Annotated in this window: 18 protein-coding genes; 11 read left to right on the plus strand and 7 right to left on the minus strand. The window is 61.0% G+C overall.

Translation table 11 applies throughout. The annotated features are described in order from the left end of the window. Positions 1-10: 10 nt before the first annotated feature. Complete coding sequence (locus tag ACF8E5_RS11140) at positions 11-1,030, minus strand: LacI family DNA-binding transcriptional regulator (protein WP_392475275.1); 1,020 nt, start codon at positions 1,028-1,030, stop codon at positions 11-13. Between the two features lie 204 nt (positions 1,031-1,234). On the opposite strand from ACF8E5_RS11140, the gene ACF8E5_RS11145 reads away from it, so the two are divergent. The 7 genes from ACF8E5_RS11145 to ACF8E5_RS11175 all read left to right on the plus strand — a co-directional run bounded on the left by ACF8E5_RS11145 (position 1,235) and on the right by ACF8E5_RS11175 (position 10,859). Beyond that, the gene (locus ACF8E5_RS11145; RefSeq protein ID WP_058637754.1) at positions 1,235-1,774 is read left to right on the plus strand and encodes a gluconokinase; all 540 of its coding nucleotides are present in this window, start codon (positions 1,235-1,237) and stop codon (positions 1,772-1,774) included. A 99-nt stretch (positions 1,775-1,873) separates the two neighbouring features. Beyond that, positions 1,874-3,226, plus strand: a complete 1,353-nt coding sequence (locus ACF8E5_RS11150; protein WP_027914937.1) for a GntP family permease — start codon at positions 1,874-1,876, stop codon at positions 3,224-3,226. A gap of 86 nt (positions 3,227-3,312) precedes the next feature. After that, positions 3,313-3,600, plus strand: a complete 288-nt coding sequence (locus ACF8E5_RS11155) for a hypothetical protein (protein ID WP_196126075.1) — start codon at positions 3,313-3,315, stop codon at positions 3,598-3,600. A 169-nt stretch (positions 3,601-3,769) separates the two neighbouring features. Then, positions 3,770-5,011 carry a multidrug efflux RND transporter periplasmic adaptor subunit MexE gene (gene mexE / locus ACF8E5_RS11160; protein WP_392475276.1) on the plus strand — a complete coding sequence of 414 codons (1,242 nt, stop codon included), beginning with the start codon at positions 3,770-3,772 and terminating at the stop codon, positions 5,009-5,011. 12 nt (positions 5,012-5,023) lie between these two features. After that, positions 5,024-8,203 (plus strand): efflux RND transporter permease subunit, encoded by a 3,180-nt coding sequence (locus ACF8E5_RS11165; RefSeq protein ID WP_392475277.1) that lies wholly within the window; start codon positions 5,024-5,026, stop codon positions 8,201-8,203. Next, complete coding sequence (locus ACF8E5_RS11170; protein WP_392475278.1) at positions 8,200-9,615, plus strand: efflux transporter outer membrane subunit; 1,416 nt, start codon at positions 8,200-8,202, stop codon at positions 9,613-9,615. Before ACF8E5_RS11165 ends, ACF8E5_RS11170 begins: the two co-directional genes overlap by 4 nt. Before the next feature lie 188 nt (positions 9,616-9,803). Next, positions 9,804-10,859 (plus strand): hypothetical protein, encoded by a 1,056-nt coding sequence (locus tag ACF8E5_RS11175; protein ID WP_196126076.1) that lies wholly within the window; start codon positions 9,804-9,806, stop codon positions 10,857-10,859. Between the two features lie 18 nt (positions 10,860-10,877). Here the strand turns inward: ACF8E5_RS11175 and ACF8E5_RS11180 are convergent, their stop codons facing one another. Further along, positions 10,878-12,848 (minus strand): response regulator, encoded by a 1,971-nt coding sequence (locus ACF8E5_RS11180; RefSeq protein WP_081321284.1) that lies wholly within the window; start codon positions 12,846-12,848, stop codon positions 10,878-10,880. Positions 12,849-13,241: 393 nt separating this feature from the next. Between ACF8E5_RS11180 and ACF8E5_RS11185 the strand changes: the two genes are divergently transcribed. After that, positions 13,242-14,054 (plus strand): CSS-motif domain-containing protein, encoded by an 813-nt coding sequence (locus ACF8E5_RS11185; protein ID WP_058637760.1) that lies wholly within the window; start codon positions 13,242-13,244, stop codon positions 14,052-14,054. A 15-nt stretch (positions 14,055-14,069) separates the two neighbouring features. On the opposite strand, the gene hppD is transcribed toward ACF8E5_RS11185, so the two are convergent. After that, on the minus strand, positions 14,070-15,146 hold the full coding sequence (hppD, locus tag ACF8E5_RS11190) for a 4-hydroxyphenylpyruvate dioxygenase (RefSeq protein WP_027914930.1): 1,077 nt from the start codon (positions 15,144-15,146) through the stop codon (positions 14,070-14,072). Between the two features lie 295 nt (positions 15,147-15,441). On the opposite strand from hppD, the gene ACF8E5_RS11195 reads away from it, so the two are divergent. Both ACF8E5_RS11195 and rarD read left to right on the plus strand, forming a co-directional pair. Next, complete coding sequence (locus tag ACF8E5_RS11195) at positions 15,442-17,028, plus strand: EAL domain-containing protein (RefSeq protein WP_326383489.1); 1,587 nt, start codon at positions 15,442-15,444, stop codon at positions 17,026-17,028. 33 nt (positions 17,029-17,061) lie between these two features. Then, positions 17,062-17,949, plus strand: coding sequence for an EamA family transporter RarD (rarD, locus tag ACF8E5_RS11200; RefSeq protein WP_392475279.1), 888 nt, complete (start codon positions 17,062-17,064; stop codon positions 17,947-17,949). Here rarD and ACF8E5_RS11205 read toward each other — a convergent pair. Continuing rightward, positions 17,912-19,483, minus strand: coding sequence for a TerC family protein (locus ACF8E5_RS11205; protein ID WP_058637763.1), 1,572 nt, complete (start codon positions 19,481-19,483; stop codon positions 17,912-17,914). The two genes, rarD and ACF8E5_RS11205, sit on opposite strands and share 38 nt — an antisense overlap. A 285-nt stretch (positions 19,484-19,768) precedes the next feature. On the opposite strand from ACF8E5_RS11205, the gene ACF8E5_RS11210 reads away from it, so the two are divergent. Next, entirely contained in the window at positions 19,769-20,350 is a 582-nt protein-coding gene (locus tag ACF8E5_RS11210; RefSeq protein WP_326383500.1) for a LysE family translocator, read from the plus strand. A gap of 10 nt (positions 20,351-20,360) precedes the next feature. Here the strand turns inward: ACF8E5_RS11210 and ACF8E5_RS11215 are convergent, their stop codons facing one another. From ACF8E5_RS11215 to ACF8E5_RS11225, 3 genes are all read right to left on the minus strand, one after another. Next, positions 20,361-21,131: an AraC family transcriptional regulator gene (locus tag ACF8E5_RS11215; protein ID WP_196186231.1), complete on the minus strand. Its 771-nt coding sequence runs from the start codon at positions 21,129-21,131 to the stop codon at positions 20,361-20,363. 36 nt (positions 21,132-21,167) lie between these two features. Next, entirely contained in the window at positions 21,168-22,298 is a 1,131-nt protein-coding gene (locus tag ACF8E5_RS11220; protein ID WP_326383490.1) for a glycosyltransferase family 61 protein, read from the minus strand. 66 nt (positions 22,299-22,364) lie between these two features. Then, positions 22,365-23,513 (minus strand): hypothetical protein, encoded by a 1,149-nt coding sequence (locus ACF8E5_RS11225; RefSeq protein ID WP_326383491.1) that lies wholly within the window; start codon positions 23,511-23,513, stop codon positions 22,365-22,367. Between the last annotated feature and the right edge of the window lie 262 nt (positions 23,514-23,775).

Below are 23,775 nucleotides of genomic sequence, written 5' to 3' on the forward strand. Positions count from 1 at the left end.
GTGTTGAATCTCAGGAGCTTTCTCGCACCATCAACTCAAACCCCAGGTCCTGCCGGGCTGGCGTGACGGCTTTGCCATCGAGCAGCGTCAACAATGCCTGGGCGGCGACCCGCCCCACCGCAGCCCTTGGCGTGCGAATGGAAGTAAGCCTGGGCACCATGTGCGCCGAAGCCGGCAGATCGTTGAAGCCAACCATGGCAACCTGCTGCGGGACATTGATGCCCTGGCGCAGCGCTTGAAGCACAGCGCCCTGGGCGAGGTCATCGTTGCAAAAGAAGATACCGTCCACTGCCGGCGCCTGCCTGATCAGGCGGCTGAACAGCTCACCGCCGAGTGCGATGGACGACGGTGCTGGGGTCAGGACCTCTCGCTCGGCCGCGTGCAACCCAGCTTCGGCCAACGCCTGACGAAAGCCCTCGGCCCGCTGCATGACCCGGGGATCGAGCTGTGCCGCAATGAATCCAGGCCGTGTGCAACCACGTTCGATCAGGTGTTGAGCCGCGGCCCGGCCCGCTTGGTGCTGGGAAAAGCCTACCGCCAACGCGTCGGCATCCCCATCCAGTTCCATCATGTGAACGCAGGGGACGCCACTGGCCGCGAGCATCTGACGTGAAGCGTCAGTGCGATCGAAACCCGTCAGCAGCATCCCACAGGGCTGATAGGCCAGATAGTTGCGGATGAGGTTTTCTTCCTCGGCGGTATCGTAATGGTAGTTGCCGATCAGCACCTCCAGCCCTCGTGGGCGCATCACATCATGGATGGCTTCGAGGGTGTCGATGAACAACTGGTTGGACAGTGACGGTATGAGCACCACGACCGAGTGGCTGCGGGCAGATGCCAACGCCCGAGCGGCGGGATTGGCCACGTAGCCAAGGGTCGTGGCCGCAGCCATGACCTTGGCAGCGAGTTCCGGGGCCACGGTCGTGACGCCGCGCAAGGCCCGGGATGCAGTTATGGGGGAAACCCCGGACATTCTGGCGACTTCAGCCAGGGTGGGACGACCAGTAGTGCGCGAACCAATGCGGGCCATAATGTTGTAATTTTACTACTTGCAAGGACTGGGAACGGCCTCTAAGGTAGCGCTGTCTCAGGACGTAGGCAACGGCTGTTTGCACGTTGCCCTCAGGTGATTGCCGCACGGCGTCCACACTGCGTAAGCACAAGATCAATAACATTAGGGAGATCGCGCTGCCCGAGCTTAAGACAGCGCTGTCCCACCCTGCAGGAGGTACAGATGAATTCTCCACTGCCCGCCATCGTGGTCATGGGTGTGGCCGGCTGCGGCAAGAGCTGCATCGCATCGGCCATCGCCGCTTACAGCGGCGGGCACCTGATCGAAGGTGACGCTTTTCACCCGCAGGCCAATATCGACAAGATGAGCGCCGGTATCCCCCTGGATGACAATGACCGTGCTGGTTGGCTGGTCCGTCTGGGCGAGGAAATGCAAGCGATAAGTCAGGCCGGCACTCGACCGATTCTCACCTGTTCCGCACTCAAGCGCAGCTACCGCGACACGCTGCGTTGCGCGATGCCTGGGCTGATGTTCGTCTTTCTTGAGCTCACCCCTGACCAGGCTAAGCAACGGGTTCTGGCGCGACCAGGGCATTTCATGCCGGCTAGCCTTATCCAGAGCCAGTTCGCCGCCCTTGAGCCACCCTACGATGAACCGCTTACCCTGACACTGGATGCCACCCAGCCGATCGTTGCGCTCGCCGAGGCGGTAGACGGCTGGCTCAAGCGCTGCGCCGAGCACAGTGTTGCGCAGACTGCCTGAGCCTGCTCGCACTTCGCATCGCCAAGACAGCGCTGTCTTACCAACGACTTACCCACCAAGCTCCGCCAAAAACAACGATAAGACCGAGGCCTACACACCATGTTCGGACTGGCTACTGATACCTTCCTGCTCCTCGACGCGTTGGTTACCATCGTCGGGCTGATTCTGCTTATCACCCATTTCAAGGTGCACCCCTTCGTCGCCCTCACCCTGGCTGCCGGTTTCCTTGGCCTGACCTCTGGCATGCCGGTAGCCAAGGTCATGAAGTCGTTCCAGGACGGCTTCGGAGGCGTGCTGGGGTTCGTCGGCATCGTGCTCGCACTGGGGACGATGCTGGGCAAGCTGATGGCCGATTCCGGCGGGGCTGACCAGATCGCTCAAACCCTGATCAGGGCCTTTGGCAAGAAGAACGTGCATTGGGCGATGATGTTCGCTGCCTTTCTGGTGGGCATTCCGCTGTTCTTCGAGATCGGTTTCGTCCTGCTCATCCCCCTGGTCTTCATCGTCGCGCGGCGCTCCGGGGTCTCGCTGATCAAGATCGGTATCCCCTTGCTGGCAGGCCTGTCGGTCGTGCACGGCCTGGTACCGCCGCACCCAGGGCCGTTGCTGGCCATCGGCATTTTCCACGCCGACATCGGCAAGACCATCTTCTATGGCCTGATCGTGGCCCTGCCCACAGCCATTATCGCCGGCCCCCTGTTCGGCAACTTCATCTCGCGCTATATCCCCGGGCACCCTTCCCAGGAGCTGATGGACCAGATCGCCAAGGAATCGGACCAGGCCAACCTGCCGAGCTTCAGCGTCACCTTGATTACCGTGTTGCTGCCGGTGGTACTGATGCTGCTCAAGACCTTCGCCGACGTGGTGCTGCCTGCCGAGCACATCGTGCGCCAATGGATGGACCTGATCGGGCACCCTATCACTGCATTGCTCGCCGCCTTGCTGCTGGCGTTCTACACCTTTGGCTCGGCGCGCGGTTTCAATCGCCAACAGATCATGAAGATGCTCGATCACAGCCTCGCGCCCACGGCTGCGATTGTCCTGATTGTTGGCGCCGGCGGCGGCTTCAAGCAAATGCTGGTCGATACTGGCGTTGGCAACGTGATCGGGCAAATGGCTGTGCAAGCCGAGATCTCGCCGATTCTGCTAGCCTGGTTGGTCGCTGCGGTCATTCGAATCGCCACGGGGTCTGCCACCGTGGCGACCATTACCGGCGCAGGGATCGTGGCACCTGTGATCGACCTGGTGCCTGGGGTGAACCGTGAACTGCTGGTGCTGGCGACCGGTGCCGGGTCGCTGATTCTGTCCCATGTCAACGATGCCGGGTTCTGGCTGGTCAAGCAGTACTTCAACATGACCGTGGCCGAGACCTTCAAAACCTGGAGCATGATGGAGACCCTGCTGTCAGTGGTCGGCATCGTGTTCATCATGGCGCTGTCGTTGGTGGTGTGACCGTTGATCGGGGTGCTGGCACTTTGAACTGCCGGGCAAGGCCATAAGGTTACGAACCTGCCCTGCCCGTCGCTAAGGAGATTGCCATGAATCGCCCCAGCATCCTGCTGCTTGCCCTGCTCGCCTCACCCCTGGCCCTCGCTGCCGGAACCGGGCCTACTTACCCGGATGACCCACACAACCAGGCACCCAAGCCAGGCGCAGACAGCACGCTCAACCCGATTGAAAAGCCTATGCCCCGTGATACGGATCCAAGGCTACAGGGCAACGATCCAGACAGCCCGCCAGCCCAGCTGAACGACAACCAGGATTTACCAGGCATGGACGGCACTGGCTCGGAAGGCACAACCGGCAAGGGTGCAAGCCAGCCCTGAGCTGTTGGGGGCGCCTGTAGCGCCCCATGCAGCTGCCGTATCGCCAGAAGGCGATAAGCGACGGGTTCATATCATTCGCCATGATATTAACCTTCAGCCCATTCGATTCGTTCCCCGCGCGCAACACACTCACACTCCGCCCATTCCTAATATATTGGCGGAGTTCTCCATGGAGCAGTCACTCAAACCTTTCGGCGTCCCACTTGCAGCCCTTGCAGTGGTAGCGCTCGGCGCTTGCAGCAAAACCCCCGATGCCGCGCAGGCCCCGGCGGCTACAAAGGTCACCGTGGCCAAGGTGATCGAGCAGCCGATCAACGAATGGGACGAGTTCACCGGGCGCCTGGAAGCGCCGGAAACCGTCGAGGTGCGCCCCCGTGTCTCGGGTCAGATCGACCAGGTGGCGTTCACCGAAGGCGCCCAGGTGCGCAAAGGTGACCTGCTGTTCCAGATCGACCCACGGCCGTTCCAGGCCGAGGTCCGCCGCCTTGAGGCCCAGCTGCAACAAGCCAAGGCCAGTGCCATCCGAAGCGCCAACGAAGCCCGCCGGGGCGAGCGGCTACGAGACAGCAATGCCATCTCCGCCGAACTGGCAGAATCACGCAACAGCGCTGCGGCCGAAGCACGCGCCGGCGTAGATGCCATCCAGGCGCAACTTGACCTGGCACGTCTGAACCTGAGCTTCACCCGGGTCACCTCCCCTATCAACGGCCGCGTGAGCCGCGCGCAGTTCACCGCCGGCAACATCGTCACTGCCGACGTCACGCCTCTGACCAGCGTGGTCTCCACCGACAAGGTGTACGCCTATTTCGATGCTGACGAACGCGTTTACCTCAAGTACACGCAGCTGGCCCGCCAAGGCCAGCGCGGGCAAAGCACACCGGTCTACCTGGGCCTGACCAACGAGACTGGCAACCCGCATCTAGGGCAGATGAACTTCGTCGACAACCAGGTCAACCCACGCACCGGCACCATTCGTGGCCGGGCCGTGTTCGACAACAAGCGCGGTGAATTCACCCCTGGCCTGTATGCACGCCTGAAACTGGTCGGCAGCGCACAGTACGATGCTGTGCTGATCAACGATGAAGCGGTGGGCACCGATCTGGGCAAGAAGTTCGTGCTGGTCATGGACAAGGACAACAAGGCGGCCTACCGCGCTGTCGAGCTGGGGCCAAAGCTCGAGGGCTTGCGCATCGTGCGCAGCGGGCTAGCCAAGGACGATCGCATCGTCGTCAGGGGCCTGCAGCGCGTGCGCCCGGGCTCTCAGGTCACTCCTGAAGAAGCGCCCATGGCCAGTGAGCAGACACTGGCCGCACTCGCCCAGCAACGTCAGGCGCTGGAAGCGAGCACCGGCACGGCCAAAGTGGCCGGCACCACCAACCAGGGCGCCAGCGCCCCTGCGCCGCGCGGTTGAGGAACCCCACCGATGAACTTCTCCAAATTCTTCATCACCCGGCCCATCTTCGCGGCGGTGCTGTCACTGGTGCTGCTGATCGCCGGCTCCATATCGCTGTTCCAGTTGCCCATTAGCGAATACCCCGAAGTCGTACCGCCCACGGTCGTCGTGCGCGCCAACTTCCCGGGTGCCAACCCCAAGGTCATCGGCGAAACCGTCGCCGCGCCCCTGGAGCAAGCCATCACCGGGGTCGAGAACATGCTCTACATGTCTTCGCAGTCCACCGCCGATGGCAAGCTGACCCTGACCATCACCTTCGCCCTGGGGACCGATCTGGACAATGCCCAGGTACAGGTGCAGAACCGTGTGACCCGCACGCAGCCCAAGCTGCCCGAGGAAGTGACCCGTATCGGTATCACGGTGGACAAGGCCTCGCCCGACCTGACCATGGTCGTGCACCTGACCTCACCGGACAACCGCTATGACATGCTCTACCTGTCCAACTACGCCATCTTGAACATCAAGGACGAGCTGGCGCGGCTGGGCGGTGTGGGTGATGTGCAACTGTTTGGCATGGGCGACTATTCCTTGCGCGTGTGGCTGGACCCTAACAAGACCGCCTCGCGCAACCTGACGGCCACCGATGTGGTTACCGCGATTCGCGAGCAGAACCGCCAGGTGGCTGCGGGACAGCTGGGCGCTCCGCCCGCACCAGGCTCCACCAGCTTCCAGCTCTCGATCAACACCCAGGGTCGCCTGGTCAATGAGGAAGAATTCGAGAACATCATCATCCGGGCCGGCGCGGACGGTGAAATCACGCGCCTGAAGGATATCGCTCGCGTCGAACTGGGCTCCAGCCAGTACGCCCTGCGCTCGCTGCTAAACAACCAGCCCGCCGTGGCCATCCCGATCTTCCAGCGCCCAGGCTCGAACGCCATCGAGATCTCCGATGAAGTGCGCGCGAAGATGGCGGAATTGAAGAAAGACTTCCCCGAAGGCATGGACTACAGCATCGTCTACGACCCCACCGTGTTCGTGCGCGGCTCGATCGAGGCGGTGGTGCACACGCTGTTCGAAGCACTGGTGTTAGTCGTGCTGGTGGTCATCCTGTTCCTGCAGACCTGGCGCGCATCGATCATTCCGTTGCTGGCCGTGCCGGTATCGCTGATCGGCACCTTTGCCGTGATGCACCTGTTCGGCTTCTCGCTCAACGCCCTTTCCTTGTTCGGATTAGTGTTGGCAATCGGCATCGTGGTCGATGACGCCATCGTGGTGGTGGAAAACGTCGAGCGCAACATCGGGCTGGGCCTCAAACCGCTCGAGGCCACGCAAAAAGCCATGAGCGAGGTGACAGGTCCGATCATCGCCACCGCCTTGGTGTTGTGCGCGGTGTTCGTCCCTGCAGCGTTCATCTCGGGGCTGACCGGGCAGTTCTACAAGCAGTTTGCCCTGACCATTGCGATCTCTACGGTGATCTCGGCGTTCAACTCGCTGACACTGTCCCCTGCCTTGGCGGCGGTGTTGCTCAAAGACCATCATGCACCCCGGGACACCTTCTCGCGGCTGCTGGACAAGTTGCTGGGCAGCTGGCTTTTTGCGCCGTTCAATCGCTTCTTCGACCGCGCCAGCCATCGCTACGTAGGCGGTGTTCGCCGAGTGATTCGCTCCAGTGGCATCGCGCTATTCGTCTATGCCGGTTTGATGGGCCTGACCTACCTGGGTTTCTCCTCCACGCCAACGGGTTTCGTACCTGCCCAGGACAAGCAATACCTGGTGGCTTTCGCCCAACTGCCAGATGCCGCCAGCCTTGACCGCACCGAAGCGGTGATCAAGCGCATGAGCGAGATTGCCCTCAAGCAACCGGGCGTGGCGGACTCTGTCGCGTTCCCGGGCCTTTCGATCAACGGCTTCACCAACAGCCCCAACAGCGGCATCGTGTTCACTCCCCTCAAGCCCTTCGACGAACGCAAGGACCCCAGCCAGTCGGCAGCTGCCATCGCCGCGGCGTTGAACGCCCAGTTCGCGGACATTCAGGACGCCTACATCGCGATCTTCCCGCCGCCGCCCGTGCAAGGTCTGGGTACCATCGGTGGCTTCCGCCTGCAGATTGAGGACCGTGGCAACCTGGGTTACGAAGCGCTGTACAAGGAAACCCAGAACATCATTGCCAAGAGCCATGAGGTGCCAGAGCTCGCGGGCCTGTTCACCAGCTACCAGGTCAATGTGCCGCAGGTCGACGCGGCCATTGATCGCGAGAAAGCCAAGACCCACGGCGTGGCCATCAACGATATCTTCGACACCCTGCAGGTGTACCTGGGGTCGCTGTACACCAACGACTTCAACCGGTTCGGACGTACCTACCAGGTCAACGTGCAGGCCGAGCAGCAGTTCCGACTCGACGCCGAGCAGATCGGCCAACTGAAGGTGCGCAACAACCGGGGCGAGATGATCCCACTGGCCACGTTCCTCAAGGTTACCGACACCTCCGGGCCCGACCGCGTGATGCACTATAACGGCTTCATCACCGCGGAAATCAATGGCGCAGCGGCGCCCGGATACAGTTCAGGCCAGGCCGAAGCAGCCATCGAGAAACTTCTGAAGCAGGAACTGCCCAACGGCATGACCTTCGAGTGGACGGACCTGACCTACCAGCAGATCCTCTCGGGCAACACTGCGCTGTTCGTGTTCCCGTTGTGCGTGCTGTTGGCGTTCCTGGTACTGGCCGCCCAGTACGAGAGCTGGAGCCTGCCCTTGGCCGTGATCCTGATCGTGCCGATGACGCTGCTCTCGGCCATCACCGGGGTCATTGTCTCGGGAGGCGACAACAACATATTCACCCAGATCGGGCTCATCGTCCTGGTGGGGCTTGCCTGCAAGAACGCCATCCTGATCGTCGAGTTCGCCAAGGACGAGCAAGCCAAAGGCCTCGATCCCCTGGCTGCGGTGCTCGAAGCCTGCCGTCTGCGCTTGCGCCCGATCCTGATGACGTCCATCGCGTTCATCATGGGTGTCGTACCGCTGGTGTTCAGCTCGGGTGCGGGCTCGGAGATGCGTCATGCCATGGGCGTGGCGGTGTTCTCCGGGATGATCGGCGTCACGGTGTTCGGCCTGTTCCTGACGCCGGTGTTCTTCTTCCTGATCCGCCGTTTTGTCGAGCGACGTCAGGCCCGCAAGGCCGAGCGCGTCCATCCGCTGGAGAACCCTGCATGAATCTGTTCAAACACCTGACACCGAGCCTGCTCAGCCTGGCCCTGGCGGCTTGCGCGGTGGGACCTGATTACCAGGCTCCGGCCACTGCTCCAGCCCAGCTGGAGGTCGACGCCCAAGCCAAGGCCTATGACCGCACCCGTTTCGAGAGCCTGTGGTGGAAACAGTTCGACGACCCCACCCTGAACCAACTGGTGCAGGCCTCGTTAGAGGGCAACCGAGATCTACAGGTCGCTTTCGCACGGCTTAAGTCCGCTAGGGCAATTCGGGACGATGCCGAAAACGATCAGTTCCCGGTCGTGACAAGCCGTGCCAGCAGTGAAGTGGGCAAAGGCCAGGTGCCTGGCCAGACCGACCACCGGGTCAATGCCGAGCGCTATGACCTGGGCCTGGACATGGCGTGGGAAGTCGACTTGTTCGGGCGAATTTCCAGACAGATCGAAGCCAGCCAGGCTCAGGAAGCAGCAGCGGCGGCCGACCTTCAGCAACTTCAGGTCAGTCTCATCGCCGAGCTGGTCGACGCTTATGGCCAGCTGCGCGGCGCGCAACTGCGTGAACACATTGCCTTGGCTAACCTCAAGACGCAGCAACAGTCACGTACCATCACTGAAACGTTGCGCGATGCCGGGGTGGGTAATGAACTGGACGTGGTGCGGGCCGACGCGCGCCTGGCAGGGGTTGAAGCCAGTGTGCCGCAGTTGCAGGCTCAACAGGCCAGATCGCGGCATCGCATCGCCACCTTGCTGGGCCGTCGGCCTGACGCAATCGGTGTGGACCTTTCGCCCAAGGCCCTGCCAGCCATTGCCAAATCCCTGCCTGTAGGCGATCCGGGTGAACTGCTTCGCCGCCGTCCGGACATCCGCAGCGCCGAGCGCCAGCTTGCCGCAGCCACCGCCAACGTCGGGGTGGCGACGGCAGATCTGTTTCCCCGGGTGAGCCTGAGCGGTTTCCTGGGCTTCACCGCAGCGCGCGGCTCTCAGCTCGGCTCCTCGGCAGCGGGCGCCTGGGGGTTGGGCCCCAGCATTACCTGGGCGGCGTTTGACCTGGGTAGCGTGAGGGCACGGCTGCGCGGCGCCAAGGCCGACGCGCAAGGCGCGCTGGCCAATTATGAGCAGCAGGTACTGTTGGCGCTGGAAGAGTCGGCCAACGCGTTCAGCGACTACGACAAGATCCAGCAGCGCCTGCTGTCGCTGATGCGTCAGAGCGAAGCCAGCCGCAAGGCGGCCGACCTGGCGTCGATCCGCTACCGCGAGGGGTCAGTCGATTATCTGGTGCTGCTCGATGCCGAGCGCGAGCGCCTGAGTGCGGAAGATGCGCAGGCGCTTGGCGAGGTCGACCTCTATCGAGGGATCGTTTCGATCTACAAGGCACTCGGTGGCGGCTGGCAACCCGACACGGTGGCCAGTTCGCACTGAGCAGCAGCACCACAGGCTCCTTTGGTGGGTCCATGACCGACCGTTTGCCCCGCCGATTCAGTTCTGCGGGGCTTTTTTTGCTCAGGCTTGGGGTTTCACGCCCAGCCCGCCACACGCGTGCCCAGCCCCGGTTGCATTTGCCCGTAGGCTGGCCCAAGCTTTGCCACTCCTGACACACGGACCGTCCGATGCCAAGACGTACCCGCTACCTGATTGCACTGCTGGCGTTGATGATGCTGTCAGCGCTGTTCGGCTATCTGTGGCGCGACGTGGAGCCTGAACAGCCAGCCCTGCCCCCGCACAGTTACGTGAAGGCACTGCGCCAGGCACATGACGGTCAGCCCGGCGCTGCACGGGTCTTGTACCAACAGCTGCAGCGCCGTGACCTACCGGCCATCCGCCGAGCGGCCCTGTATGCCGAGCTCCCCAACTACCCGTCTGCGCAAGCCTTCAAGCTGGCCCAGGCAGACCTGAACCATGCCGATGCCATCGTACGCCGCGCCGCCGTGTCCGCGATCAGCCGCCTGCTGCCTGGGCCTCAGCGGAGCCTGGTACTTGGCCCCCTGCTCGAAGACAGCGATCAGAGCGTTCGTTTTGCGGCCGTAGGGGCGCTGCTGGGCGTGGACCCTGACAGCATGGGCCTTTACATCCGCGCCTTGCACCAAGCCATTCAAGCGCAGGAACAGGTTCTGCTCGCCCAGCCCCAGGACGTCGATGCTCAGGTCCAGCTTGCCCGCCTGTACCTGCACGAGGACGAGTATGCCAAGGCGGGCGCTGCCATCGAGCGGGCATTGGCAGGCGATGACAGTAACCTCGATGCCGTGGCGTTGAAGGTGACCTTGCTTGAGCGCCAAGGGGCGCAGGATGCTTCACGTCAGGTGCTGGCCGATGCGCTGGCAGCAAACCCCGATTCGGCGTTCTTGCAGCATGAGCTCGGCCGTTGGCTGATTCGTCACGACCAGCAGGAGTACGCACTGCTGGCGCTGTCACGGGCGGTGGAACTAGAGCCGGACAATGCCGAGTATCGTCTGAGCCTTGCCAAGACCCTGCATGATCTTGAGCAACTGGATGCGGCCCAAAGGCAGTTGGAAGCCATTCTGAGCAGGACGCCCGCCAATCGGCAAGCCAGAGTCCTGCTGATCGAGTACTGGAAAGAGTCCGGGCAGTTGCAGAATGTGCAGGTGCTGCTCGCCGAACTCGAGCGCCAGAACCCGGATGATCCTTATCTGCAGAAAGACCTTTAGGCATACGGCAGCCCCGTATCAGTTGTCGATCATCTCCAGTACCTGCTCCACCAGCTGCGCCAGCTGGAACGGCTTGCGCAGAAGTGCCGTTCCGGGCTGTTGAATGGAGTCTGACTCGATCTCTTGCAGGGCATAGCCTGTGATGAACAGAATTTTTTGTTCGGGCTTGAGCATGCGCATGGCCCTGGCCACTTGCCTGCCACTGAAGCTGCCGGGTAACCCGATGTCGGTAACCACCAGATCGAACGGCTCATCCTGGCGAAAGCGCTGCAGAGCGCTATTGGCATCTGCGGCATCGGTGACATCGAAGCCAGATTCAAGCAAATATTCGCGCATCACCGTACGCAGGTTCAATTCATCGTCTACCAGCAATACACGCTCGCCGCTCCCCACCCGACCCGGGCTTTTTCGGCCGACGGGCGCTTCGTGAACGGCCTCAAAGCAGCGGGGGAACAGCATGCTCACCTTGGTCCCCTCGCCCACTGCAGACTCGATCCACGCATAGCCACCCGATTGACGTACGAAACCATAGACCATCGACAGCCCCAGCCCAGCACCCCGACCTGGAGGCTTGCTGGTGAAGAAGGGTTCGAAAGCCCTGGCCACGTCGCTGGCCGGCATGCCATGACCTTCATCGGCGACATGCACGGCCACATAGTCGCCCGCAGGCAGTCCTGTTTCATCCGGAAAAGGCACGCTCAGCCGTTCGTTGACGCTCCGAACTGTCACGGTGCCCTTGCCAAGGCATGCCTCGCGCGCATTGGCGCACAGGCACAGCAGTGCGTTTTCCAACGCCGCAACGTCCAAGGACACGACCCAGGATGCGACGTCCAGTTGCCAGTCAATGTGCATCTCGGGGCCCAGAGCGCTCAGCAGCAGTGGCTCGCTTAGGCGTAGTTGGCGATTGAGATGAAGCGGTCTCGGGGCCGACGGCCGATCACGAGAGAAAGCGAGTAGGCGTTGAGTCAGCTCCATGGCGCGTAGCACCGAATCACGAGAAAGCTTCACGTACTCCTCTACACGTTCCAGGCGCCCTTCCTGGAGCCGCAGTTGCAGTAACTCCAGCCCCCCCCCAATGCCTGCTAGCAGGTTGTTCATCTCGTTGCCCATGCCGCCGGCCAACTGCCCCACCGCCTCCATGCGCTCGGTGTTACGCATCAACATGCGGGACTGACGCATGGCGTCTTCGCGTGCGCCGGTGATGTCTCGCCCAACGATGGTCACCAATCTCGCACCCACTCGCGCACTCCAGCTGAACCAGTGGTAGTGACCCTCACGGTGCCGCAAGCGTGTCTCGATCGGGTGGGTATCGTTGCGATGCAGCAGCGATTCAATCGCTAGCTGGACCTGCGCAAGGTCTGCAGGATGGACCAGGGACAGAATGGGCAAGTGCTGCACCTGCTCCAGCTCCCATCCTAGAAGGCTTAGCCAGGTGGGATTGACATTGTGCAGCTTGAGGTCGGGGGTGACCGTCATCATGGCGTCGCTTGAGAGCTGCCAGAGCCTTTCCAGCTCACTGACATGAGAGGCAATCTGCCTCTCCAAAGACTTGGCCAGGCTTCGCCAATGCTCACGCCCTCCTTTGTTCGCACTGGTTTCGATAACTGTATGGACAAACCCTGCAACCTCCCCCAGCTCATCGTTCAGTGGGGTATAACCCAAGGCGCACCAAGGTCCTTCAGCGTGATCGCAATGACCGACGCGTACTGGCGCTTCTTCGATAAAACTGGAACGGCCCGCTAGCGCGTCGAACACATACGGGCCCAGACTCTCCCATTGGTCGTGCCACAGCGTATCGAAACGCGCGCCCAATGTGCCTGCCGCCCCCTTGAGCGCCACATAGGCGTCGTTGGGGATGACTGTCAGCTGATTGCCCCACACCACTGCACACGGAAAAGGTGAGTGACACATTGTATCGACGGCGATGCGCAGGCAGGCAGGCCAGTGTGGCAAGGCCCCTAGCGCCGTTTGCGACCAATCGAAGCGCATCACCTGTTCCTTCAAATCGCCCGAGAGTGCGCGTTTGGACAGCTCCCTTGCGACCGATGCGGTTGGGGCTCTAGTTCCTTTTTTGCCGACCAATGTGATTCTCCGTCATAAAGCAAAGGCTGTGGTCTGGATGTGGGCCTACGCACAGGGCTCGTGCGACGTGTCACGTTAGCATAGGCCAACGCCACACAATGACCTCCCTGCCCCGGATGCGCCGATGCGAGCGCGTCGATCGGCTGCGATACCGTTTAGATAAACGGATGACAGCTACACCAAGCCTAACCAAATCCCACACTTTCACGGCTCTCCCCCTACAGTGCCGCTTTTGACAACGACCTAGGATCAAACCAGCCGCCCATCCTGGGCAGCGCGAGGCTTGAGGAACGGTTATCAATGGACAAGTTCGTGCATGCGGGACGTAGCCTGCTTGAGTTGGTACTGCTGATGGCAGTAGGTCTGGTACCTGTCTTTTCGGGACTGCTGGTCATTAACTATCAGCAGGAGGCCAAGCTAGAAGAGAATGCTGAAGTGTCGGTGCGCGAGGCTGTTTTCAGCGTCGATCAAGCCCTGGACCGTGTGCATGAAGTCGCCATGAGTACGCTGCCACTAGCAGGTCAGCCTTGCAGTAGGATCAAACGCGCCCTGGTCGACCAAGTGACCAGCCGTTCAATGCTCAGGTCGCTCGCAGTTATCGAGGACGGCAAGGCCTATTGCAACTCCGCATCGGACTCGCTTGAAGTGCTGACTGAAATCGCCTCGACGGGAGAGTTCTTGACATTCGATCACCAAATGCTGGATGCGCAGGGCTATCTGTTGATGAACATGCACTTGCAAGGTGAGAGAACAGGCGTGATTGCAACAAGCTTTCCGATACAATTACGCTCTGAACTTGACGCTTTCAAAGACGGACTCACACTCGTGCTCGAGTTTGACAAGCACGCCGTATGGAAGGATGGCGATAGCCTGCACGGTGAAAGGCCTTCTGTCGCCGAATTTACCCATGAACTGGCATCCACTCATTACCCTTACCGGGTGGTGGGTGGCTATCCCGAGGGTTACATCGCCCAGGAAATCCGCACGGCCGTGTTCAACGTGCTCCCTTCATTGATGCTGGTGGGGCTCATGACGGGGTCGGTAATTTACGTGGTGTTGGGCAAGATGCGCGTCAGGCAGCGAGACAGTGCCGTCGATCGCCCAGGACGATGACGGCACTGCCGGCCATTACTCGACGCTCAGCACGCCACGGCGTACCTGGTCCCGCTCGATGGACTCGAACAGCGCCTTGAAGTTGCCTTCGCCGAAACCATCGTCACCCTTGCGCTGGATGAACTCGAAGAACACCGGCCCCAGCAGCGTTTCAGAGAAAATCTGCAACAACAGTCGTTTGTCCCCGGCTTGTGCTGCTCCGTCCAGCAAAATGCCACGTGCCTGAAGCTGATCCACCGGCTCACCATGGTCAGGGAGGCGCTCGGGAAGCATTTCGTAGTAGGTCTGCGGTGGCGGGGTCATGAACCGCATACCCAGCCCTTTGAGAGCATCCCAGGTCTTGACCAGGTCATCGGTCGAAAACGCGACATGCTGGATGCCTTCACCGTTGAACTGCATCAGAAACTCTTCGATCTGCCCCGCCCCCTTAGACGATTCTTCGTTGAGCGGAATCCGGATCATGCCGTCGGGCGCAGTCATGGCCTTTGAGGTCAAACCCGTGTATTCGCCCTTGATGTCGAAGTAGCGTATTTCGCGGAAGTTGAACAACTTCTCGTAGAAGCCGGCCCAATAGGCCATGCGCCCGCGATACACGTTATGGGTCAGGTGGTCGATGACCTTCAGGCCCGCACCGGTCGGGTGGCGATCCACGCCGTCAATGAAATTGAAGTCAATGTCATAGATCGAGCTGCCTTCCTCGAAACGGTCGATCAGATAAAGCGGGGCACCGCCAATGCCCTTAATCGCCGGAAGACGTAATTCCATGGGACCTGTTTCGATTTCGACCGGCTGAGCGCCCAGCTCGAGCGCGCGGGCGTAAGCGTCGTGAGCGTTGCGCACACGAAAGGCCATGCCGCAGATAGACGGGCCATGCTCGGCGGCGAAATACGACGCTACGCTTCTGGGTTCATTGTTCAGGATCAAGTTGATGTCGCCCTGTCGATACAGGTGCACATCCTTGGAGCGGTGGGTGGCCACCTTGGTGAAGCCCAACATCTGGAATACAGGCTCCAGAACACCGGGGGTAGGCGAAGCCAGTTCGATGAACTCGAAGCCCATCAAACCCATAGGATTGTCGAAAATATCAGCCATGTGCGTGTCCTCATCTGCAGCGGATTCAATGTTTGCCTGGGATGTCGAACAGCGCTGGCGGGGAGCACGGAATGCCCCGCACACTGCGCGCGAGGAAGTCGCCGATGATCAATCTGAAGCCAGGGTATGTCATAGGACCCGTACTCAGCAGGTGTGACTCCTCCGAAACAAAGGAGCCTTATTGTTTTTTTCGTAAATCGATTCTACACAGCGTAATTTGCTTTGTCCCGTATTTGTTCCTCGCCCCTGGGCACGGGGCTATGCTTTGTAGCGTCTCCCTAGATTAGTTGCCACTATGCCCCTTTCTAGAAAATCGCGCTCAGGCTTCGGCTGGCGAACCCTGCTGCCTTGGATGGTCGGCGCATTCCCTATCGCATGCGGCATCGCCGTGATGAACTGGCAGATCGAGCGTGATCTGCAAGCTGGCAGCCGAGCGTCTGCCCAGCAGGTCATCGAGCACGTCGAGCGCATCCTCGATGGGGCCTCACGTACTGCGATCGCGTTGCTGCCCTCGGCGGGTACCCCTTGCGCCGAGGCGCAGCTGCTGTTACGTGGCGAAGTCACCCGTAACGCCTTCATTCGCTCGACCAACCTGGTCAAGCAAGATCGGCTGTACTGCAGTTCATTGTTCGGCGCGTTCGATGAACCAGTGACAGCCAGCGACTATGTCGATGGGCACCTGTGGTTGATGGACGGTAATTCCGTTACACCTGGGCATCCGCTGCTGGTCTATCGCGCCAGTGACAAAGACCGTGCGGCGATCACCACGGTCGATGGCGATCATCTGCTGATGGCGCTGCGACTGCTCGGTGCAGGCCATGCGCTGTACCTGCGCGTGGGAAGCGCCTGGATGGGCCGAGACGGCATTGTGCACCAGGGTCCAGCCCCGGTTGCGATAAGCGCCCCTGTATTCATCGCGTCTGCACACTATCCGTTTAGCGTTGAAGGCGGCTACATGGCGCCGCAGTCGAGCCGGCTTTGGCGCAGTCACTATCTGGCGCTTCTAGGCTTGCTGGCAGTGCTGGGCGTTCTTGCCGGCGTTGCCTGCCACTGGCAGGTCAGGCGGGCTACCTCGCCGCGTGCCGAACTGCGCAGGGCGCTGGAAGCCGACGAGTTCCTGCCCTATTTCCAACCGGTGGTTCGTCGAGGGGACTACCGCTGGGCCGGTGCCGAAGTGCTCATGCGCTGGAATCACCCGAGCGAAGGGCTGGTAAGGCCCGACCTGTTCATTCCCTATGCCGAGCACAGCGGCCAGATCGTGGCGATGACCCGTTCGCTGATCAAGCACACGGCGAGCAGCCTGGCGCCCTACGCCGCCCTGATGGATGACGGATTCCACATCGGCATCAACATCACGGCCGACCACTGCCGCAGCCTTGAGCTTTTGGATGATTGCCGCGCATTCCTGGCCCACTTCCCACCGGGTCGGGTCATCCTCACGCTGGAGTTGACCGAACGCAAGTTGCTCGAACCCTCGCCCACGACGCTTGAGTTGTTTGAGCAGTTGCATGAGATCGGCGTAATGATCGCCCTCGATGATTTCGGCACGGGCCAGTCGAGCCTCAATTACCTCAGGCAATTCAAGGTGGATTACCTGAAGATAGATCAGAGCTTCGTTGCGCTGATCGGCGGGGACGCGTTGTCCGTTGCCGTTCTCGAAACCATCATCGAACTATCGGTCAAGTTGGGGCTCGGCATCGTGGCCGAAGGCGTCGAAACGCTAGTTCAGCGCGATTACCTCGAGCAACACGGGGTTCACTTCCAGCAGGGTTATCTTTACGCCAAGCCCATGCCTGCCGCCGAGTTTCTGCAGACGCTGGCGGCGCAGCCTGCCGCTTCGCGGTTGCCGCAAAGCACGCCCCCTGAGATCATGCGCGGCTGATCTCAACGCTCATCTCCTGTATACGAGGCACTTGTGTCAAAAGGGATTGTTACATCGGTCATGGCGTCCTGCCTGTTCGCCGTGATGTACTTTTGTACATCGCTGCTCAAGCCACTGGACGGCGAGGAAATCTTCGGTTGGCGCACGCTGCTCACACTGCCTTGCCTGACGCTGTTCATGCTGGTGTCCAAGGACTGGGCAAGGGTGGGCGAATTGCTGCGCAGGGTGAGACGTACACCCCAGCTGCTGCTGGGTATGGTGGGTACGTCCTGGCTGATGGGCGTGCAACTGTGGCTGTTTCTGTGGGCGCCGCTGCATGGACGCAGCCTGGAAGTGTCGATGGGTTACTTCATGTTGCCCCTGGCCATGGTGCTCACGGGCCGATTGGTCTACGGCGAACGATTGTCGCACTTGCAGAAGATTGCAGTGGGCTGTGCAGCGCTTGGGGTGGGCCATGAACTGTATCAGCACGGCAGTTTCGCCTGGGAAACCCTGGTGGTGGTTATCGGCTACCCGATCTATTTCGTGCTGAGGCGCCGCTGCGGCACGGATCATCTAGGCGGGCTGTGGTGCGACATGTGCCTGCTGTTGCCTTGGGCCATCTATTTCGTGGTGCAAGGGCCGCTCTCCAACGCCGACATGCAGGCCCATCCAGGCCTTTATGTACTGATCCCCGTGCTGGGAGCGATCAGCGCGTCCGCGTTGATCGCTTATGTCCTGGCCAGCAGGCTATTGCCGTTTAGCCTGTTTGGACTGCTCAGCTACGTCGAGCCGGTCCTGCTGGTCGGCGTAGCCTTGCTGTTGGGCGAAACCATCGGTCCAGACCAATGGCTCACTTACCTGCCCATCTGGGCTGCGGTAGTGGTGCTGGTCATCGAAGGGTTCAAGCACATGCTGCGTCACCGTCGGCGTTCGGTTTAAGCCGCACCTGACGTACCCGGCGCTCTTCCACAGCCTCGACGATTAGCGTCCAGCCGTTCCAGGCAATACGATCGCCTACCACCGGAAGGCGATCGAGCAAACTCATCACCAGGCCCGCCAGGGTCTGGTAGTCCTCGGTCGCACGAGCAGCGAAGCCCGTTCGAGCCTGCACCTGGGTCAGGTTCACTGCGCCACTGACGACAAAGCCCTCGCTGTCCTGAATGATCCCAGGCCCTTCGACTTCACTGGCGTCAGGTAGCTCACCGGCGATGGATTCGAGAATATCGGTCATGGTCAGCACGCCTGTGAAATCCCCGAACTCGTTGACCACGAAAGCAATATGGGTGGACTGGTTGCGCATCTGTTCCAGGGCGTTAAGGATGCTGAAGCTGTCCAGCAGGTTCAACGGGGCGCGGGCCATGCCCTCCAGGTCAGGCTGATTGCCCGACAACAGTTCCTTGAGCATTTCTTTCTTGTGCACGAAGCCTAATGGCTCGTCCACCCGACCATCACGAATCAGCGGCAGCCGCGAGTAAGGCGAACTGATCAATGCGTGTGTGATGGCGTCGGGCGGTTGAGCCAGATCGATCACGTCGACTTCCGAGCGCACGGTCATGACTGTCCGGATCGGGCGCTCGGCCAAGTTCAGCACGCCGCTGATCATGACCCGCTCGCGGCGATCGAACAGCACCTGTTCGCCATTGCCCTCTACCATGTCGGCGATCTCCTCCCCGATTTCGTCAGCTTCGACGCGACGACCGCCGAGCAGACGCAATACCGCATGCGCCGTACGCTCACGCAAAGGCCGATGCTGCTGCAGGCTGCGCTTGCGCCGCGCCCTGGCCAGCTGATTGAACAGCTCGATCAGAATCGAGAAGCCGATCGCTGCATACAGATAGCCTTTGGGGATGTGGAAGCCCAGGCCTTCTGCGGTCAGGCTGAAACCGATCATCATCAAAAAGCCCAGGCACAACATGATGACCGTCGGGTGGGCATTGACGAACCGGGTCAGCGGCTTGCTGGCCACGATCATGATACCGATGGAGAAAATCACCGCGATCATCATGATGGACAGGTGTTCGACCATGCCCACGGCGGTGATCACCGCATCCAGAGAGAAGACCGCATCGAGCACCACGATCTGCGCAACGATTGGCCAGAAGGCCGCGTGACGTACCGGGCCGCTGGTCTGGGCGACATGGCCCTCGAGCCGCTCATGCAATTCCATGGTCGCTTTGAACAGCAGGAACACACCACCAAAGAGCATGATCAGGTCGCGCCCCGAGAAACTCTTGTCGAACACCTCGAACAATGGCGCCGTAAGCGTGACCATCCAGGAAATACTCGCCAGCAGACCCAGGCGCATGATCAGCGCCAGGCTCAGGCCAATGATGCGGGCGCGGTCGCGCTGATGAGGGGGAAGCTTGTCAGCCAGAATGGCGATGAATACCAGGTTGTCGATACCCAATACCAATTCCAGGACGATAAGCGTGAGCAGGCCTAGCCAGGCCGTCGGATCAGCCAGCCATTCCATTAGCGAATACTCGTAGAGATTGAGGGGATTGAACGATGTGGCCAGCAAGGCCGGGGACTGGGAGGCTCCGCGAAGGTGCTCATAGTGACCTGAATAACAATTAGGGAAGATGATCCTACAAGCACAGCAGGTTTTCCGGTAAGCGCAAAACTATTACAAACCGTTAGCAACCTATGCCCGTGTGCAGCCGGTGCGTTCACCGGCGCCGGGTGGGCACTTTTGTTCAATACCGGACTGACGTTGTGGCTGGATGATGCCCGGCACATCACCCGTGAGTACTTTGCCATGAATCTAGCATTGTCCATGGCCGCCTTCGCACTGGCGGCCTCCATTTCGCCAGGCCCGGTTAATGTAGTGGCCCTGGCCAGCGGCGTTCGGCACGGCCTTCCCGCCAGCCTGGGCCACGCAGCAGGCGCGACACTGGGTTTTTGCGCGCTCCTGCTGCTGGTGGGCAACGGCCTGCATCAGCTACTGGCACATTGGGCGCCGCTACAGGGTGTGCTCCAGGCCGGGGGCGTGCTGTTTCTGCTTTACATGGCCTTGCGACTCGCCAGCGACGACGGCGCACTGGGCGCCGCTCATACCTGCGCGCCCCCTTCAGCCTGGTGCGGGGCAACCATGCAGTGGTTGAACCCCAAGGCGTGGCTTGCCGCAGTGGCCGGGGTGGGCGCCTATGCAGCAGGCGAGCAACAGGCGTTGTGGATCTTTACAGGGATATACGCACCGATATGCTTCGTGTCCGTGGCCTGCTGGGCTTGGGCGGGCAGCGTTGCAGGGCGGCACCTGCAGAGCCCGCGCCCGCTGCGCCTATTGAATCGTACGCTTGCTGCGTTGTTGATCGCCAGCGCAGTAGGGCTGGTCATATAGACTCTGCGGCTTACCGATAATGCCCGGGGGTGGCCGCCAGATGCCGCTTGAATGCCCGCTGCAAGTGCGACTGATCGGCAAAGCCCGCGTGCTGGGCTGCCTCGGCGATCGATTGCCCGTGGCGCAAGTGCGACCGGGCCAGTTGCACACGCTGATCGAGCAGGTAACCGTGCGGCGTCAGGCCGAAGCGCTTGCCAAAGGCACGGATCAGGTAGGCACGCGACAAGCCGCATGCCGTGGCAATGTCTTGTAGCGTTAGCGGATCGCTTCGGTGGGCGCGGATGAACGCTGCGGCCGCCTCAAGGCGCGGGTTGAGCGCAGCCTCAGGCGCCGGTTCATGGTCGAGGAAGCTGGGCAGGTCGCACAGCATCGATATCAGGCCTTGCTCACGCTCGGCCGCATCGGGGTCAAACAGCGTGGCGCATACCGATAGCACCTGCTGATACAGGCCTGGGGCTGCGCTGTATCGTTGGCTCGGCCAGGTAAAACCTACCGATGCCAGCCACGGCGTGTCGATGAACAGCATGATGTATGACCACGGCAGACCCGACACAGGATTGCACGCGTGAATCACGCCCGGATTGATTAACACGGTGCTGCCGGCCGCAACCTCGAACTGTTGGTTACCGCTGACGTAAGTACTGCGCCCGCCGGTGATCACCCCGAGCGAAAAGCTCTCGTGGGAGTGGGATGCGTGGCACACCTGGCGCCCGTCTCCCACCACACGCGCCTCGACGAAGGGCAGTGCCGGATCACGCCAGAACCGAGATACCTCAAGCATCGTCGCTTTGCCCCCATCCCTTGGAATCGGCCTATACTACACCGCCGGAGACGGGAACAGGTCCAGCGTTCGCTCCACTTCCTGGATGTCGATACGAAAGCCCTCCCCGTCGGGCAAGCCAACCACGAAACCGAAGTGCTGATGGTCGCGGTCGGTGAGGTACTTGTAGTAGCTGACGAAGCGGTTCGGCGGCTGCAGGGTCAGCAGGCACCCGCCCGCCTCCAGCACGTTCACGCCGTGAACCAATTGGCTCCCCTCCACCCCGATGACCACATGCGCCCCGGCGCAGGCTGCGACGATCGAAGGCACGTCGCTTTTCAACGGATCGACGACGCGAAACCCCCGGGTGACGCGCAAGTGTTCAGCCAGTGCCAGTTCGTTGCGCAGCAAGCGCAGGTCGCCATCGCCGCCGCGCAGCAGAAATACGCCTGGGTGCGAGGCGTGGGCCACATGCGCACGAAGCTTGTCGCCCATTGCCCGATACCGGGCATGACGGTCACGGTTATTGCTCTGGTCATCGAACAGCACCAGTTCGCGGAAGAACGCCGTGCGCAGGCGATGCGGCTGCATGCCAAGCCATGCTTCATAGGCAGGGGCCTGGGTGAAGATCGGGTATTTCACGGAGGGCGCGGTGGTGACGGGCATGCCCTCGTTGCAGGCCAGCGCGTAGGTCGGGCAATCCTCCATCAACCAGGTGCCGAACCACGCATTGCCGTTATGCGTGCAGTAGATGGCCCCGCGATCGATCTCATGCTCAACGCTCAGGGGCGCAAACGCGCTATGCCGGTGCGACAGCCACTGGGCAGCCTTGCCCTTGTACAACGCGCCGTCGATCAGCCACACGTCCCTGCACAAATAGCCGCGGGTCGGCCCATGCGCGGTCCGGATGCCGCCTTCCATGGTCGAGCGCGGATGCACGAAGGGATAGAACCGCTTGCCTTCCCAGCCCGTGACGCGCTCGAGCTGGCCTGGCAAAAATATCGCGGGCGGGGTAATGGACATTTCACCCGGCGCAATGTCCCACGAACGCTCGGCAATGCTCCTGATATCTGGCGAGGCCTGCCTGAGCAGACGCTTTCGCAACATGTACTGATAAGCAGCCAGGGTCCATAAGCGCGACGACGGGGCCGCGGGCAAAGTGCTGGGCTGCAAGCTATCACCTGCCATTGAACGTCTCCACGCGAAATTGTCGATTAAGGTGGCCGCTTGGCCCGTGCGTTGCCTGTACCGCAATCAGGTACAGGTGATGATCTCCATTGCCGGCGCTGATGGCAGGCCTGCATAACGCTGCTTGAGCGCCGTGACCAGCTGATCGCCCGCCTCCGCGGCACCATACAAGTAGATCTTGCTGAGCCCGCCAAAGACCATTTCGTGATAACGGCTGGCCAGCGCCTGCACGCTCGCGCCGTCTGGCACGCCAAGGTGCAGCGTAAGCTTGTCACTTTCGACTGCGAACAATGGCGTCTCCCACAGAAAATGGGCGATGCCGGATTTGGGCAGGCGCACGAAGAGGTGGGCATGGTTGCCAAGCGAGTCGATGTCGCCGCCTCTTCGACGCTTCCACCTCAACAGCCCGTCGTCGGGCCGCGCCAGACACAGGCCAATGTCGTAGTAATCGAAGCCCTGCCCAAGCGCCCACTCCAGCGCCATGTAAGTCGTAATAGAGTTGACTTCACGCAGACGCTTGGCATTGGAGAACACCGCCTCGCAGTAGCCGAAACGCAAAGTGCTCCAGTAGCGCTTGCCGTCGCGAACCACTTCACAACCCAGGTGACAACCGATCACGTGATCACCCTGGACGATGAGGTCGAGCCTGCCGACCTGCCTGGCGATCCTGAAGACTTCATCGGTCGGTATTTGCGACGCAAGAAGGCCCTTGCGGGCTGTGGCATAAGGGCGCAAGAACTCCCGGTCCGCCATCTCGATGTCCTCGTCAGACACCGCCTGGCGCATGTGGTAAAGGGGCCGGTGTTTGCGAATGCTGCGGCGCAACTCGCTGTCATAGCGCGCGGTTATGTCGTCTAGGGGGCGCCCCAACGGCACGACGGCACTCACGTAGTGAGGCACCGTCAGAGCACCCGCGGTAGGAATTTCGCTCACCATCACCACGGGACGTCGGGCGTTTGGTACAGGGCTGATCACTGAAGAGAGGGGGCTGGACAGTCCGCTCATCAGCAACTTTGCCATGTCGCGTTGCTGTTTGCGGCCCACATAAAGGATGTCATGGGCACTTTCGTGTTGTAGGCGAAACCGACTGATTTCCCAACGCCAGACACAGGCACGGGCGGCAATCTCACGGGCCTGGGTTGCCAAGTGCCGTAACCGATATCGCTGGGAGGGTGACAGTGAGCGACGAGTCACTGCCCAGAGCGTCTGTTTCATCAGATTCGACGTCCATTGTAGGTTCTGCGTTCTTGCAGACATATAAAAAGCCGAAGCACGACTAACCTATTGATTAATAGGGCATTGCATTACTTGAGGTTTCACATTCAGTAACAATTTAAGGTGCTATTAAAGTGTTTGGCAAGTAGCGAGCCTCTATAAAAGCCATATGTTTTATGGCGCCAATAATCCACGGCGCAGCCCGGTCGCGATTGGGTCAAGCTATGAGTTATAGCGCCTGGTAATAACCCAGTACCACCGC

This window comes from Pseudomonas sp. WSY_20 (assembly GCF_043104335.1).
GTDB lineage: Bacteria > Pseudomonadota > Gammaproteobacteria > Pseudomonadales > Pseudomonadaceae > Aquipseudomonas > Aquipseudomonas parafulva_B.